This is a genomic window from Streptomyces sp. B5E4 (genome assembly GCF_039871555.1).
In the GTDB taxonomy this organism is placed as follows: Bacteria; Actinomycetota; Actinomycetes; order Streptomycetales; family Streptomycetaceae; genus Streptomyces.
In genome coordinates, this window is sequence record NZ_JBDPMI010000033.1 from 1 (window position 1) to 14,343 (window position 14,343).

Consider the following 14,343-nt stretch of genomic DNA (forward strand, 5'->3'; position numbering starts at 1 on the left):
CCCCCGCACCCCCCGGGAGAAGAACGCCGGCCGGACGCCCTGATCCGCTTCGTCGCCGCCTCCCACCCCGGCGAACGCAACGCCCGCCTGTTCTGGGCGGCCTGCCGCGCGTACGAGACGGGCCACGGCCGGGACGTGGCGGAGGCCCTGATCCGCGCCGCGATGACGGCGGGGCTGCCGGAGCGGGAGGCGACGGCGACGGTGGCCTCGGCGGCGAGACACACGCCGCGGTGACGCGGGCCCGGCCGGAAACCCCCGGCAGACAGCCCCGGGAAAAAATCCCGGGAGAGCGCCGGCCCACCGATGAGTTGGCCGCCCCCACACCGTCTACCCCTGTGACAGCGCGCTCCAGGAGCCGACGATCACAGCCCGGAGAGGGGCCACCACCATGCCGCACAAGATCTTCGTCAACCTGCCCGTGAAGGACCTGGACCGCTCGATGGCCTTCTTCACCGCCCTCGGCTACCGCTTCGACGAGAACTTCACCGACGAGAACGCCACCTGCCTCGTCATCACCGACGACATCTACGCGATGCTCCTCACCGAGCCCTTCTTCAAGGGCTTCACCAAGAAGGAGATCGCGGACGCCGCCACCTCCACGGAGGCGATCCTCGCCCTGAGCGTCGACAGCCGCGCGGAGGTCGACGAGATCGTCGACAAGGCGCTGGCCGCGGGCGGCGGCGTCGCGAACGAGCCCAACGACCAGGGCTTCATGTACGGCCGCAGCTTCCTCGACCCGGACGGCCACCAGTGGGAGATCTTCTGGATGGACCCCACCGCCGGCACCACCGCCTGACCCCGCCCCACCACCCCCACAGCCCACCCCCATCCCGGACGCAACGCCGCCGCCCGAACCGCTAGCCTTGGTCCCTGCCGCCGCCGAGCGACGGCAGGGAGAGTTGCCCGAGCGGCCTAAGGGACCGGTCTTGAAAACCGGCGTGGCGTACCCCGTCACCGTGGGTTCGAATCCCACACTCTCCGCCGATATCCCTTCCTGACCGGCACGAACGTGCACGTAGCCGCGCCGGACCGTCAGGCGAAGGTGATGACCGAGCGGTTGGGCGGGCTGGTCTTGGCCATGGCTTCCAGGGTGGCGCCCGCGCCCTCCAGGCCGATCGGGGTGTAGTCCGGCACGATGCCGTGGGCCGCGGAGAAGGCCAGGGTGGCGCGGGCGTCGTGGGGGGAGCCCGAGGGGTTGAGCATGACGTGGAGGCGGCCCAGGACCATCGGGGCCGGGGGGAGGACCAGGGGGGTGTCGTCGTAGCCGCAGAGGACGAGGGTGCCGTCCGGGGCCAGGCCCGTCAGCGTCGCGGTGGCCGCGGCGGTGGAGGGGGCGGCGTTCAGGATCAGGTCGGCGCCGCCGTCCCAGTCCCGTAGCGCCTCGGCGGGGTCGGTGTCGCGGGTGGCGATGTAGCGCTCGGCGCCCAGGTCGCGGGCCGCCGCCTCGCCGCCCGGCGAGCGGCCGACGGCGGCGACGCGGGCGCCCATGGCGACGGCGTACCGGACGGCCAGCGTCCCCACGCCGCCCGCGCCGATCACCGCGACGCGCGACGTCGCGGTGATCCCCGCCTGCCGCAGGCTGTTGAACGCCGTCAGCCCCGCGCACATCAGCGGCGCCGCCCCCACCGGGTCCAGCCCTTCGGGCAGCGGGGTGACGAAGTCGGCCTTGAGGACGGCGTACTCGGTGTAGCCGCCGTCCATGACGATGCCCGTGATCCGCTTGGCGGGGCAGAGGATCTGCTCCCCGCGTACGCAGTGGTCGCAGTGCCGGCACGAGTCGCCGAGGAACTGCGCGCCGACCGCCGTCCCGACCGCCGGCCACGAGACGCCGGGCCCGAGGGCGGCGACCTCGCCGGTGATCTCGTGCCCGGGGACGACCGGGAAGCGGGCGATGGGCCAGTGGCCCCGGAGCAGGTCCAGGTCGGTGCGGCAGACGCCGCACGCGATGATCCTGACGAGCACCTCCCCCGGCCCGGGCTCGGGCACCTCGCGTTCGGTGAGGGTGAGCGGCGCGTCGGCCGCGGTGGCTACCGCCGTGAGCATGGGGGCCTCGTTCCATCGCCGGGTAGGCACGAATCTAGTGCGCCTTCCCCCGCATCCCGGTGATGACCGGCCGTCCGCCCCCGCGGTTCGCTACGGTGCTGAGCGTGAACCCGGATGACGTTCTGCAGGGCGCGGGCCGCCGGCGTCCTGGCGCGCGTCGTCGCCGACACGTCCGTACGGCTCGGTGTCAGCCTGAAGGCGCTCGGCAACCGGGCGCTGAAGGACGACCAGAAGCTGGTCGAGTGGTTCGACACGTACGAGCTGCAAGCGCCCGGCCCCGAACTGTCCGGTGATCTTCCCGAGGGCGTCCCGGAGGAGACCGCCGAGGCGGTCGTCGGGAGCGACGAGTTCCACGCGGTCGTCCACGAACTGCTCGCCGCCCGGCTGACGGACGCGCCGGAGGCGGACGTCCGGCGGATGCGCGGGCTCCTGGAGGCCGGGCTGGCACCGGCGGCTCCGCGGGCCGACCGGTCGCGTTTCGCGCACGTCCTCTTCGACTTCTACGACGAGCAGATCTGCACGCTCGTGGGCCGTCTGCAGGGTGCGGGCGGGGAGTTGCTGCCGCGGCTGCGGAGCGAGGCGTTCTCGGCGCGCATGCTCGCGTCGTCACGCGCCGTCGAGCGGAAGCTCGCCGCGTACGACGAGCGGGACCCGGACGCGGAACGGGAGTACCTGGGGCGCTATCGGCGGCACGTGGTCGAGGAGTTCGGCAGGATCAAGCCGCCCGACTTCGAGCGGCGGCGGCGCGTCCCCCTCGGTGATCTCTACGTCGCGCCCGAGATCATGCCCGTCCCCTCGACCACGCCCGAGCCGATCGCCCTGTGGCAACTCGGCGAGGCGCTGGACCGGACGGTCCTCCTCGGCGACCCCGGCGGGGGCAAGACGACGGCGTCCGGCGTGCTGATGCACTGGCACGCGACGTCGCCCACCCGGCGGGTGCCCTTCCTCGTCACCCTGCGGGAGTTCGCCGCGCAGGATCCCCCGGAGCGGTCGGTCGTCCGCCACATCGAGCACCGGCTGGAGACCTTCTACCAGTGCCCCGCCCCTCCCGGACTCGTCTCGCGGCTGTTCCTCGCCGGCTCGGCGGTGGTCATCTTCGACGGCCTGGACGAGCTGACCGACACCACGCGTCGGGCCGAGGTCACGGCGATCGTGGAGCGCTTCTGCCCGGAGTACCCGATGGTGCGGGTGCTGGTGACCTCGCGGGTGGTGGGCTACGACCAGGCCCGGCTGGACGAGGGGCAGTTCCGCTGCTACCAGCTCGGCGGGTTCGACCACGAGCGGGTGCGCGAATACGTGACGAAGTGGTTCGCCCAGGAGGAAGGCGTCTGCCGCGCCGATGCCCAGGGCCTGGCGGCCGCCTTCATGACGGAGAGCAAGTCGATCCCCGGCCTGCGCGCGAACCCGCTGATGCTGGCGCTGTGGTGCATCCTCTACCGGGGCGAGGGCTGCCTCCCGCGCAACCGGCCGGAGGTCTACGAGCAGTGCGCGAACCTGCTCTTCCACAAGTGGGACGCGCGCCGCCGGATCCACACGGAACTGCGCGCCCGCGCCCACGTGGAGTCCGCGCTGCGGTATCTGGCGCACTGGCTGTTCGTACGGCAGGAGCAGGAGTCCGCCGTCTTGGAACGGGAACTCATCCGGCGGACGGCGGGGTTCCTGCACGGGCGCGTGGGCGGACGACCGGCAGGACTTCGTCATCACCGGGCCGGCGCCGCGTCCGGCCCGGCTTCCGGCGCAGGTTCCGCGATCGACGTCCGCACCCGTCTCCCGATCCCGTCCCGGATAGGCCCTACCGTCGCCGCCGGGGCGGAGCCGGCGGAGCGGGCGGGATGCGGTGGGGCAGGAATCGATCCCCTACAGCGGCAGTGCCCGGCCGAACACCACCATCGCCCGCCCCGCACCGTCGTAGTCCTCCGCCACCCGGGCCGTGAACCCCAGCCCGCGGTGGAACGCCTGGGACCCCGTGTTGGCCACCGACGTGATCGCCTTCAGCCGCTCCGCCCCCTGCCGGGTCGCCGCCGCCGCGAACGCGCCGTACAGCCGCCGCCCCAGCCCCGTGCCGCGGGCGTCGTCGCGGGTGGCGATCAGGTGGACGTAGCCCGTACGGGACGGGGTGACGAAGCCGAAGACGTAGCCGCGGACGCCGTCCGCGGCACGGGCGACCAGACAGGTGTCGCCGAACTCCTGCACCATCGCCAGCAGATGCAGCGCGCGCAGGTCGCGTTCGCCCCAGTAGCGGGGGTGGTCGGCGAGCACCCGGTGGAAGTCCTCCACGGTCGCCGGCTCGATGTGTGCGGTCTCGGTGCCCATGCTCTCGCTCCTCGCCACCCCGCGGTCAGCGTGTGGTGTCCGCCAGGGCCTCGGTGATCTGGCGGGTCGTGTTGCGGGCGACGAGCGGGTTCGTCGCCGCGTACGCCGTGTACGCGTGGAGAGCCGTCGTCAGCGCCCAGCCCCGCCCCCGCGCCCACGCCGCGTCGTCCGCGCCCAGCGCCTCCCGGAACGCGGTGCGCGGTCCTGCGTCCAGCAGGGTCCAGGCGATGACCAGGTCACAGGCGGGGTCGCCGACGCCCAGGCCGCCGAAGTCGAGGACGGCGCTCACCTGGCCGGCGCGGGTGAGGAGGTTGCCGTTGTGCATGTCGCCGTGGAACCACACCGGCGGCCCGTCCCGGTCCCCCGCCTCGACGGCCGCCTCCCACACCGCCGTCAGCGCGCGGGCGTCGAACGCCCCGGCCGCGCCCACCGCCGCGATCGCCGCCCGCGTCGTACGGTCGCGGTCCCGCAGCGGCACCGCGGGGGAGAGCAGCCCGTACGACGCGTCGGAAGGCAGCGCAAGGCCCTGCAGCGCGCGCAGGAACGCCGCCACGTCCGCCGCCGCCTCCACCGGATCCGCCAGGCCGTCCGGGGTCGCCGTCCGGCCGTCGAGCCAGCGCGACACCGACCAGTGCCACGGGTAGCCGAACGCCGGCTCGCCCACCTCCAGCGGCGCGGGCACCGCCAGCGGCAGGTGCGGGGCGAGGCGGGGCAGCCACAGGAGTTCCTTCTCGGCCTGGCCCGCCGCCCAGTCGCCGCGCGGGAGGCGTACGGACATGGCGTCGCCGAGCCGGAAGATCACGTGGTCCGAGCCGCCGGGGTGCAGGGGGCGTAGCGGCAGATGCGCCCAGCGCGGGAACTGCGCCGCCAGCAGACGCCCGGCCAGCGCCTCGTCGACGACGGGGCTGCCCACGGCGGCTGCGGGGGTCTCGGACGGCAAACGACTCTCCTCCCGGCCTGCGGTCCGCCTCATCCCACCCCCCGCACGCCCGCGCTGTCGAACGGTTTTCCACCGCGGGAGCCTGCTGCGGGGGACTGCGTGGGCATCCGGATCGACGTCCGCGTACGCGAGGCCGACGGGCCGGGCGCCTGCTTCGCGCAGCTCTTCCGCGACTGTCCGCGGGCGGGCGGGGCGGCGCGCCGGGCGTGGGGCGGGTTCACGTCGCGGCCGGCGCGCCGGTTTCCGGACCCGGGGGAGTACGGGCAGGTCAAGGCGCCGGCGAGGGAGGTGCTGAGGAGCGCGGGGGAGCGGTGGGCCGCCGTGACGGGGTGGGATCCGGAGAATACGCGTGACTCGAAAATCGAACACGTGTCAGAATAACTGCGTGACCCACACCTTCCCCGAAGACCTCGTCCAGACCCAGCGCGACTGGTACGCGGTGTACCGCAGGCTCGCCGAGGAGCCCCGGCACAGCGCCAGCGAAACGGCGGTCCTGCGGCGGCGATTGCTGCGGCTGTCGGTGCGGGTGTCCACCCATCCGTACTGGCAGACGACGGGCGGCCGGCTGCCGGCGGCCCGGATGGCGCTGAAGGAGGCGGCGTGGGCGGAGGTGCGCGCGGAGGCCGCCCGCCGAAGCTGACCGCGCCGCGCGCGGCAGAGAGCCGCCCTGCGGTACGGACCGCGGGCGCACCGGGCCCGGACGGGGGCGTGCGCGGCCCCAACGGTCCGGTGCGGGAAGGCCGGCGGCCGGCCGGGCCCGCAGGAGGAGGGGCCGGTGCGGGGATGCTCCGGCCGGGGCAGTGACGGGCCCCGGGCCGAGCCGGTCCGGGCCGGGTGAGGGGCGGGGCCGACGAGGGCCGGCCCCGGACACCCGGCCCGGACCTCCCGCCCCCGAGAACCGAAGCCCCCGCCCCCACTCCTGCCCCCGCACACCGCAGCGGCCGGGCACCCGCCTCGGGGTGTCCGGCCGCCGGTACCGGCACCGACCGCTCAGTCGTCGCCCTCGCGTTCACCGAGGGTGAGCTGCGTGGTCTTCTGGTCGCCGCCGCGCTCGTAGGTGATCTCCACCTTGTCGCCCGGCTCGTGGGCCCACAGTTGGGCGATCAGCGTCGGTCCGCTGTCGACGATCGTGTCGTCCAGCTTCGTGATCACGTCGCCCGGCTGCAGACCCGCGTCGGCCGCGGGGCCGCCGGGCGTCACCGGGTCGCCCGTCGAGTCGCTGCCCGACTCGCTGACCTTCGCGCCCTTGCCCTGGTACGAGTTGTCGACGGAGACGCCGATGATCGCGTAGACCGGCTCGCCCGTGTCGATGAGGTTCTGCGCGACCCGGTCCGCCTGGTTGATGGGGATCGCGAAGCCCAGGCCGATGCTGCCGCCCTGACCGCCGCCGAACGGGCTGCCGCTGTCCGCCGGGCGGATCGCGGAGTTGATGCCGATGACGTTGCCGTCGTGGTCCAGCAGCGGGCCGCCGGAGTTGCCGGGGTTGATGGAGGCGTCGGTCTGCAGGGCGTTCATGTAGGACTCCTGCTGCCCGCTCGCGTCGCCGGAGGCCACCGGGCGGTTCTTGGCGCTCACGATGCCCGTGGTGACCGTGCCCGACAGGCCGAACGGCGAGCCGATGGCGATGGTCTGGTCACCGACGTCGACCTTGTCGGAGTCGCCCAGCGGCAGCGGCGTGAGCTCGGCGTCGGAGGCGTCGGCGAGCTTGATGACGGCCACGTCGTAGCCGCTGGCCTGGCCGACGACCTCGGCGTCGTACGTCTTGCCGTTGGAGAACGTCGCCGTCAACGACCCGCTGCCCTCGGCGCCCGCCACGACGTGGTTGTTGGTCAGGATGTGGCCCTGCTTGTCGTAGACGAAACCGGTGCCGGTGGCCGCGCCCTCCTCGCCGGAGGCGCCGTCACCGCCGGCGCCGCCGGCCTCGATGGTCACCACGCTGGGCAGCGCGTTGTCGGCGATGCCGGCGACCGAACCGGGCGGGTTCTCGATCTTCTGGCCGTCCTGGGTGCCGGAGACGGTCGTGGACGTACCGCCGGAGTCGTCGCTCTCGGCCGCCCAGTACCCGATGCCGCCGCCGATGCCGCCACCGAGCAGCGCGGCGACGAGGGTGGCCACGACCACCGTGCCCACGCGCCGGCCGCCGTTCCCGGAGGGCCTGGGAGCGGAGTCCCAGCCGCTGCCGCCCGGCGGCGGGGCGCTGCCCCAGCCGTGCTGGGCGGGGGGCGGCGAGCCCGCCGGGCCGGGGCTCGCCGGTGCGGCGCCCGCCGACAGCGGGGGCGGAGGCCACTGCGGGCCGGCGCCGCCGGGGGGACCGGCGGCGCCGGGCGGCCCGGCCTGACCTCCGGCGGGCCCGGTGTGGCCGCCGGAGCCCGTGCCGCCCGCGGCGCCGACCGCGGCGAACTGCTCCGTACGCGCCCCACCGTGCCCCCCGGCACCCGGGCCGTCCGGAGGGCCGGCAGCGTCCGAACCACCCGGCCTCTCCGGTCCCGCCGGCCAGGCACCGCCGGCTCCTCCGCTCGCGCGCTCAGGAGACTCGACCGGAGACCTCGCTCCCGCGTCCGGCGGCGGAAAGTCCGGCCGCCGGGGCGTCGCGCCGTCGTTCTCGGTACTCACAGCTCTCTCCTTCACGTTTCACGCCAGGTGCCAGTTGCGCCTACCCGCCCAACCAGGGTCCCGCACCGCTTGTCAGCGGACGGTAAACCGCACCTTGTCTTTGGCTGACATCCTTTACTTCGGACAAATCCGGCGCATCCCCGGGGCGGCAGCCGAAGGCCGTGCCACCTGGCGCGCCGGGTGGCACGATGAGCCGGTGAGCCAAGCACCAGCGGATCGGCCGTTCGGGCGTACGGAGCCGGGTCCGCCCGCCGTCGTCGCGCACCGGGGCGCGTCCGAGGCGGCGCCGGAGCACACGCTCGCCGCGTACCGCACGGCGATCGAGGAAGGCGCCGACGCCCTGGAGTGCGACGTGCGGCTCACCGCCGACGGCCATCTCGTCTGTGTTCACGACAGGCGCGTCAACCGTACATCCGACGGCCGCGGCGCCGTGTCCGCTTTGGAGCTCGCCGACCTCGCCGCCCTCGACTTCGGCTCCTGGAAGGCCCGCGAGGCCCGCCGCGACGAGGTCGGCCGCCGCCAGCGCGAGACACCCGAGGAGCCCGACTGGGAACGTACCTCGGTACTCACCCTGGAACGCCTGCTGGAGCTGGTCACCGACGCCGGGCGCCGGGTGGAACTGGCCATCGAGACCAAGCATCCCACCCGCTGGGCCGGCCAGGTGGAGGAGAAACTGGTCGAGCTGCTGCGCCGCTTCGGCCTCGCCGGCCCGGCGGCGCCGCCCGCCGAGGGCGCCGCACCCCCTACCGCCCCCGGCGGCCCCCAGGCCACCGACGAGCCCTCCCTCGTCCGGGTGATGAGCTTCTCCGCCCGCTCCCTGCACCGCGTCCACGCCGCCGCGCCCGCCGTCCCCACCGTCTTCCTCATGCGGTTCCTCCTCCCCCGCTTCCGCGACGGCCGGCTGCCCCGCGGCGTGCACATCGCGGGCCCGAGCATGCGCCTCGTCCGCAGCAACCCCGGCTACGTCGACCGCCTCCACCGCGCCGGCCACCGCGTCCACGTCTGGACCGTCGACGAACCCGACGACGTCGCCCTGTGCGCCCGCCTCGGCGTCGAGGCCCTCATCACCAACCGCCCCCGCCAGGTCCGGGCCCAGCTTGACCGCATCGACTACGACACACCGCCGACAGGCGATGCATGACTACGCGTAGTACCGCGGTGCGCGCACTGCGTTCGGTTACGTAACGAGTCCATCAACGGTCGCCGGTTGGCCGGTTTCCGATCCACCCCGCGGGGGCATTGACTCCCTGTTGCGGGGCGAGGAGATCGCTGGGGGTGGTGATGTTCGTGGTGGCACAGCAAGCGCCGGCTTCGTCCATGGCCGTTCCCCACGGCCCGGACGGGGTGGGGCTGGCGCGCCGCCGGCTGCGCGCGGACCTGCGCGCCCGGGGCGCCGCCGAGACGACCGTCGACGACGCCGTGCTCGTCCTGTCCGAGCTGCTCAGCAACGCCTGCAGGCACGCCAGACCGCTGGCCACGGCCGCGGCGACCGCGGACGCGGAAGTGCTCGTACCCGCCCGGCCGGACGCCCGTGCCGCCGCCGGCCGGGGCGAGGACCCGGCGCCCGGTGCGGACGCCGCGCCCGCCGCCGCCCAGGCCAGGCAGGAGGCGCCCGCCGCGCCCGGCCCCGGTACCGTGGACACGCGCGTACGGGCCGACTGGCAGATGGATCCGGACGGCCGCGTCACCCTCGCCGTCACGGACGGTGGCGGACCCACCCGACCACTTCCCGCCACACCCTCGGTCACCGCCAAGGGCGGCCGCGGGCTGGCCATCATCTCCTCCCTCGCCTGCGACTGGGGCGTGCGCTACGACGCCGGCCCCCTCGGCGAGGTCACGGTCTGGGCCTCCCTGCCCGGCCACTGACCCGCGCCGACCCCGCGCCGCTCCCGCGCCGAGACCGGGCAGTGAGCGCACGGGCCCGACGCTGGGACTAGGCTCCGGCGGTACGTGACACCGTCCGCGCCCCGAACGGAGCATTCCAGCCATGGCGAAGAAGCGCCGCCCCCGTACGAAGGCATCCCAGCCCGCCGCCGTGCCCGACGGCGACATCCCCGTCGTCGGCGCCCGCGAGCCCTGCCCGTGCGGCTCCGGCCGGCGGTACAAGGCATGCCACGGCCGCGCCGCCGCGCAGGCCGTCACCGAGCTGGTCCGCCGCCCCTTCGAGGGGCTGCCCGGCGAGTGCGACTGGGTGGCGCTGCGCGAACTCGTCCCCGCCGGCACCGCCGGCCTCACCCTCGCCGCGGGCCTCCCCGGCGACGTACCGTCGCTCACCCTCGCCACCGTGCTGCCCATGGCCTGGCCCGCGCTGCGCCGCGACGACGGCACGGTCCTCCTCGGGCTGCAGAACGACACGGCCTCCGGCGACATCAGCCGCGACCTCGCCGACGTCCTACAGCGCGCGCTGACCGCCACCCCCGGCTCCCCCGTCGAACCCGCCGCGCCCACCGGCACCGGCGAAGGCCCGCGGCTGCAGGACCTCCTCGACACCTCCGCACCGCTGCGGCCCGTCGTACACGACGGGTTCGAGTTCTGGCTGGACGACGCGGAGTCGGCGTCCGGCGAGGTCGCCGCCTCCCTGGAACGGGCCAACGCCGCCGCCATCCCCACCGCCCGCCTCGGCGGCGTCGAGGCCGCGTACTGGTGCGAGGCGCCGGAGAAGAACCACCTGCGCTGGGTCATGCCCCACCCCGAGGAGAAACTCCTCGACGCCCTCGCCCGGCTGCACGCCGCCGGCACCTCCCGGCTCGCCGAAGACACCCGCCTCGTCGGCTCGTTCCGCGCACACGGACTCGTGGTGCCCGTCTGGGACCTGCCGTCGTCGATGACGGCGGAGGACTGCGAGAAGCCCGCCGCGGAGTTCGGGGAGCGGCTGGCGGACGCGCTGGCCGTCACCGGGCCGCTGACGGGCACCGAGCGCAAGGCCCGCGGCGGACTCGCCAACCGCCAAGTGACGCTGAGCTGATCAGCTGCATACCGTGCGGTATGACGGGTCCATCATTTGACGGGAATTACGACGTTCGAATTTGCGAAACGCCAAAGTGTTGTTACCGTCGCTTGTAGCCCGGTCGCTGGTGCATCCCCCGTCGCCAGCGGCCGGGTCTTTACATGCCCGGAACCGGGACGGCACACGGACTTTTCCCACCGCGCCGTGAAGCCCGGAACCCGTGGACACCGCGACATTCGGGCCGCGCGGGGCGGACAGGCGGCACGTACGGACCGGCTTGCGGCATGCCTGCCCGTACGCACCGCTCTCCCGCTCGTACGCGCCACCGGGCCCCTCGGCCCGGCGCCGCCTCAGCCGACGAACCTGCTGCCGCCGCCCGGGGCCGCCGCCACCGCCGCCACCAGCACGTCGACCACCGACGCCACCGACGGCAGCCACGGCGCCCCGCCGTCCGACCGCGGGGCCCGCTCCCAGCGGACCCGGCCCGCGCCCGTCTGCGACGGCGGCAACGCCAGATAGCCGCCCTCGCCGTGGAAGCCCAGCGACGCCGGCACCCAGCCGTGCTCGCCGAGCAGCTCACCCAGCTCGTCGTAGCCGTAACTGGCCACCAGCAGCGCCCAGCGCTCGGGCGTCGCCACCACCGGGCCGGTACGCACACCGAGGCGGTCCAGCCGGGCAAGCGCCCGCGCCGCGGTCACCGCGGGCAGGCTCACCGCGCTCGGCGCGCGGCCGCCGGTGGCGAGCAGCACCGGTGCGTCCGGCTGCCGCTCCCACCACCAGCGGACCATGCGCGGATCCGTGGTCGCGGCGAGCACGCCGGGGTCGTAGGGATGTGCGCCGGGTACGGCACACTCCGCGTAAGGGCACGCGCAGCCGCGGTCACGCGGCTGCGCGGTCGTTTCCTGTGTCCGGTCCTGCGTCCGGTTCCGGCGGCTGCGCCGCTGCGGTTCCAGGCCCGCTCCGGGTACGACGGGCCACTCCCACTGCGAAGCGAACGTCAGCGCCGCGTCCGGCAGCGCCCGCTGTCCGTTACGCCTGCGCCGCTTTCCGGGATATTCGCGCATAAGCGCTCATCCTTCCGTGGCACCAGGGTCTGCTGGCCGATTCACCTTGCGAGGGTCATACAGTCACTGCGGTCTCGGTGCGGTGTCTGTGCTGCGTAGGTGCGCTGCTTCGGTGCATCGATGCGTGCGTCGGTCGTGCGATGGCGCGCCACGCGTCGGCGGGGCCCGGGCTCTGTCCAGTAAGACGCACTGCCGCCTGGGCGGGTTCCTGCCGTTGCCGGCTTGTGTGGGGACCTCCGTGTCGAAATCCAGTCGACCGCAGTTGAACAGAGCACCCGTCGATTTTAAGCCAAACTCAGATGCCCCGCGGACACCCCCATGCGCGGGCCGACAACACTGGACATCGCATCACCAGTCCGTGTAAATGTGGATCTATTGCGAGTGGTACGGCATGAGATGGGGGTCTGCAATGCCGCTGAGCGGGATGCCTGTGCCGGTCAGGCCCGTACGGACCGGCCGCGCCGGAGCGCGGGCCGATGGTGCGGAACCCCTGCCCGAAAGCCGCCGACAGTGAGCACCCCACCGTTCCCGAATGTGGCCGGAATTGAGCTGCAGCGGCTGCTACGGCCCGCCCCCGCCCACCCCGCCGAGTCCCCCGCCGCCTCGTACGACCGCCTCTCCGCCTGGGCCGGCGACCTCACCGCACTCCACGAACTGACCGGACGCCTCACCCGCACCACGGAGTGGGAACAGGCGCTCCACGAGATCCTCCGCGCCGGCGCGGAACTCCTCGGCGCGCGCCGGGGGTTCGCCGTCCTGCAACCCGCCGACGGCCGCGGCCCCGACGCCCGCGTCGGGTACGGCATCGGCGCCGCCGAACTCGGCGCCATGGAGACCGTGCCACGCGCGTCCACGTCGTACGGACGCCTCCTCGACGCCCCCGCCGCCACCCGCCCCGCAGACGTCTGCCGCCCCGACCTCGCCGCGGAACCCGACCTCCACCCCCGCCACCGCGACGTCGCCATGCGCCTCGGCTACGGGGCGGGCTACGCGGTAGCGCTCGCGGCCACGGGCGACGCGGCGGGGACGGCGACGGGGCCCGCGGGCGCGCCGGGCACGGCCGGTCCTGGGGCCGACCGGGGCCCGGCGGGAGGCGCGGCGGCGGGCCCGGGACACCCGGGGCCGGGACAGCCGGACCAGGGCGGTATGGCACAACCGGGCCAGACGGGAACCGGACAGCGGGCACATCCGGGAACGGGACACGCGGGAACGGCACTCCCCGGGACGGCCCACCCGGGGACAGGGCAGGCCGGCTACGGGCCGCAGGGACCGGCGGCACCGGGACCCGAGCACGCGGGCCACCCCGGCCACGGGCCCGCGGCCCCCGGACACCCGGCACCGGGCCGACCGCACCCCGGACAACCGGTACCGGGACAGCCCGGAAGCGCCCCGGGACCCGTACACCCGGGCGCAACCGGCCCCGTACCACCGGGCGCACCCGCCTACGGCCCCGGTGCCCACCCGGCCCCCGCACCCCCCGCACCGCCTGCACCGCCCACGCTCCTCGGCGCCGTCGAATGGCTCTACGACGGACCCGCCCGGCCCACCGACCGGCAGCGCCGCGTCGCCGGCCTCTACGCCCGCCACGCCGGCGACCACCTCGCCCGGCTCCTCGACCTGGCCCGCGCCCGCACCGCCGCCGACGGCGTCCGCGCCGCCCTGCTCCCCGCCCGCCTCCCCCGCGTCCCCGGCGCCCGCGTCGCCGTCCGGCACCGCACCGGACCCCTGGGCGGCGGCGACTTCTACGACGTCCTCCCCCTCCCCGACGGCGCCCTCGGCCTCGCCGTCGGCTCCGCCGGCGGCGGCGGACCCGCCGCCGTCGCCGCCATGGGCCAGTTGCGCGCGGGGCTGCGCGCGTACGCCGTCATGGAAGGCGAAGACCCCGTCGCCGTCCTCTCCGACCTCGAACTCCTCATGCGGCTGACCGAACCCGGCCGCCGCGCCACCGCCCTCTTCGCCTACGCACCGCCCGGCCGCCGCAGCATCGTCGTCGCCGGCGCGGGCCACTGCCCGCCGCTCGTCACCGGCCCCTGGCGCACCGAGTACGCCGAGACCACCCTGTCCGCGCCGCTCGGCATGCTGACCTGCTGGGAAGCGCCCAGCGTCACCATCGACCCGGCGCCAGGAGAAACCGTCCTGCTCTACACCGACGGCCTCCTCCACCGCACCGGCCGGTCCACCGACCAGGCCATGACCCGCCTCCACCACGCCGCCGCCACCGCACCGGCACCCGTACGCGACGACCCCGAAGCGCTCACCGACCACGTCCTCGCCCGCCTGCTGCCCGCCGGCCCCCGCGACGGCGCCGACCACCCCGAGGACGTCGTCCTGCTCGCCGTCCAGCTCACCGGCTGACCGCCGGCCCGCCGGCGCCGGGGCCCGCGTCGTTCGAAACGTCACTGCTCGCGGGGTCTTCGCGGCGG

The 14,343-nt window shown here is 74.9% G+C and carries 11 protein-coding genes, 1 tRNA gene and 2 pseudogenes; 9 read left to right on the plus strand and 5 right to left on the minus strand.

The features are described from left to right. The 3 genes and pseudogenes from ABGA99_RS30415 to ABGA99_RS30425 form a co-directional block, all read left to right on the plus strand. Positions 1-234, plus strand: a pseudogene (locus ABGA99_RS30415) (hypothetical protein); the annotation flags it as partial. Between the two features lie 154 nt (positions 235-388). Further along, positions 389-796, plus strand: a complete 408-nt coding sequence (locus ABGA99_RS30420; RefSeq protein ID WP_347579622.1) for a VOC family protein — start codon at positions 389-391, stop codon at positions 794-796. A gap of 97 nt (positions 797-893) precedes the next feature. Further along, positions 894-981: transfer RNA gene (locus ABGA99_RS30425), tRNA-Ser, on the plus strand. 51 nt (positions 982-1,032) lie between these two features. Here ABGA99_RS30425 and ABGA99_RS30430 read toward each other — a convergent pair. Further along, positions 1,033-2,043 (minus strand): alcohol dehydrogenase catalytic domain-containing protein, encoded by a 1,011-nt coding sequence (locus ABGA99_RS30430; RefSeq protein ID WP_347579623.1) that lies wholly within the window; start codon positions 2,041-2,043, stop codon positions 1,033-1,035. A gap of 903 nt (positions 2,044-2,946) precedes the next feature. On the opposite strand from ABGA99_RS30430, the pseudogene ABGA99_RS30435 reads away from it, so the two are divergent. Next, a pseudogene (locus ABGA99_RS30435) lies at positions 2,947-3,300 on the plus strand (NACHT domain-containing protein); the annotation flags it as partial. A gap of 600 nt (positions 3,301-3,900) precedes the next feature. On the opposite strand, the gene ABGA99_RS30440 reads toward ABGA99_RS30435, so the two are convergent. Beyond that, complete coding sequence (locus ABGA99_RS30440; protein WP_347579747.1) at positions 3,901-4,356, minus strand: GNAT family N-acetyltransferase; 456 nt, start codon at positions 4,354-4,356, stop codon at positions 3,901-3,903. Between the two features lie 25 nt (positions 4,357-4,381). Continuing rightward, complete coding sequence (locus ABGA99_RS30445) at positions 4,382-5,329, minus strand: aminoglycoside phosphotransferase family protein (RefSeq protein WP_347579624.1); 948 nt, start codon at positions 5,327-5,329, stop codon at positions 4,382-4,384. A gap of 352 nt (positions 5,330-5,681) precedes the next feature. Here ABGA99_RS30445 and ABGA99_RS30450 point away from each other — a divergent pair, with 352 nt between their 5' ends. Next, positions 5,682-5,936, plus strand: a complete 255-nt coding sequence (locus ABGA99_RS30450) for a hypothetical protein (RefSeq protein WP_347579625.1) — start codon at positions 5,682-5,684, stop codon at positions 5,934-5,936. Between the two features lie 350 nt (positions 5,937-6,286). Here the strand turns inward: ABGA99_RS30450 and ABGA99_RS30455 are convergent, their stop codons facing one another. Continuing rightward, complete coding sequence (locus ABGA99_RS30455) at positions 6,287-7,909, minus strand: trypsin-like peptidase domain-containing protein (protein WP_347579626.1); 1,623 nt, start codon at positions 7,907-7,909, stop codon at positions 6,287-6,289. A gap of 196 nt (positions 7,910-8,105) precedes the next feature. Here ABGA99_RS30455 and ABGA99_RS30460 point away from each other — a divergent pair, with 196 nt between their 5' ends. The 3 genes from ABGA99_RS30460 to ABGA99_RS30470 all read left to right on the plus strand — a co-directional run bounded on the left by ABGA99_RS30460 (position 8,106) and on the right by ABGA99_RS30470 (position 10,874). After that, positions 8,106-9,050 (plus strand): glycerophosphodiester phosphodiesterase family protein, encoded by a 945-nt coding sequence (locus tag ABGA99_RS30460; RefSeq protein ID WP_347579627.1) that lies wholly within the window; start codon positions 8,106-8,108, stop codon positions 9,048-9,050. A 176-nt stretch (positions 9,051-9,226) separates the two neighbouring features. Next, the gene (locus ABGA99_RS30465) at positions 9,227-9,775 is read left to right on the plus strand and encodes an ATP-binding protein (protein WP_347579628.1); all 549 of its coding nucleotides are present in this window, start codon (positions 9,227-9,229) and stop codon (positions 9,773-9,775) included. A gap of 121 nt (positions 9,776-9,896) precedes the next feature. After that, positions 9,897-10,874, plus strand: a complete 978-nt coding sequence (locus ABGA99_RS30470; RefSeq protein WP_347579629.1) for a DUF5926 family protein — start codon at positions 9,897-9,899, stop codon at positions 10,872-10,874. Positions 10,875-11,206: 332 nt separating this feature from the next. Here the strand turns inward: ABGA99_RS30470 and ABGA99_RS30475 are convergent, their stop codons facing one another. After that, on the minus strand, positions 11,207-11,920 hold the full coding sequence (locus ABGA99_RS30475; RefSeq protein ID WP_347579630.1) for a bifunctional DNA primase/polymerase: 714 nt from the start codon (positions 11,918-11,920) through the stop codon (positions 11,207-11,209). Between the two features lie 534 nt (positions 11,921-12,454). On the opposite strand from ABGA99_RS30475, the gene ABGA99_RS30480 reads away from it, so the two are divergent. Continuing rightward, positions 12,455-14,275: a SpoIIE family protein phosphatase gene (locus ABGA99_RS30480; protein ID WP_347579631.1), complete on the plus strand. Its 1,821-nt coding sequence runs from the start codon at positions 12,455-12,457 to the stop codon at positions 14,273-14,275. The last annotated feature ends 68 nt before the right edge of the window (positions 14,276-14,343 follow it).

Bases quoted from the DNA above. Each gene is read 5' to 3' on its own strand.
- ABGA99_RS30420 (WP_347579622.1), top strand. From the start codon at position 389: ATGCCGCACAAGATCTTCGTCAACCTGCCCGTGAAGGACCTGGACCGC.
- ABGA99_RS30430 (WP_347579623.1), bottom strand. From the start codon at position 2,043: ATGCTCACGGCGGTAGCCACCGCGGCCGACGCGCCGCTCACCCTCACC.
- ABGA99_RS30440 (WP_347579747.1), bottom strand. From the start codon at position 4,356: ATGGGCACCGAGACCGCACACATCGAGCCGGCGACCGTGGAGGACTTC.
- ABGA99_RS30445 (WP_347579624.1), bottom strand. From the start codon at position 5,329: ATGAGGCGGACCGCAGGCCGGGAGGAGAGTCGTTTGCCGTCCGAGACC.
- ABGA99_RS30465 (WP_347579628.1), top strand. From the start codon at position 9,227: ATGGCCGTTCCCCACGGCCCGGACGGGGTGGGGCTGGCGCGCCGCCGG.
- ABGA99_RS30470 (WP_347579629.1), top strand. From the start codon at position 9,897: ATGGCGAAGAAGCGCCGCCCCCGTACGAAGGCATCCCAGCCCGCCGCC.
- ABGA99_RS30475 (WP_347579630.1), bottom strand. From the start codon at position 11,920: ATGCGCGAATATCCCGGAAAGCGGCGCAGGCGTAACGGACAGCGGGCG.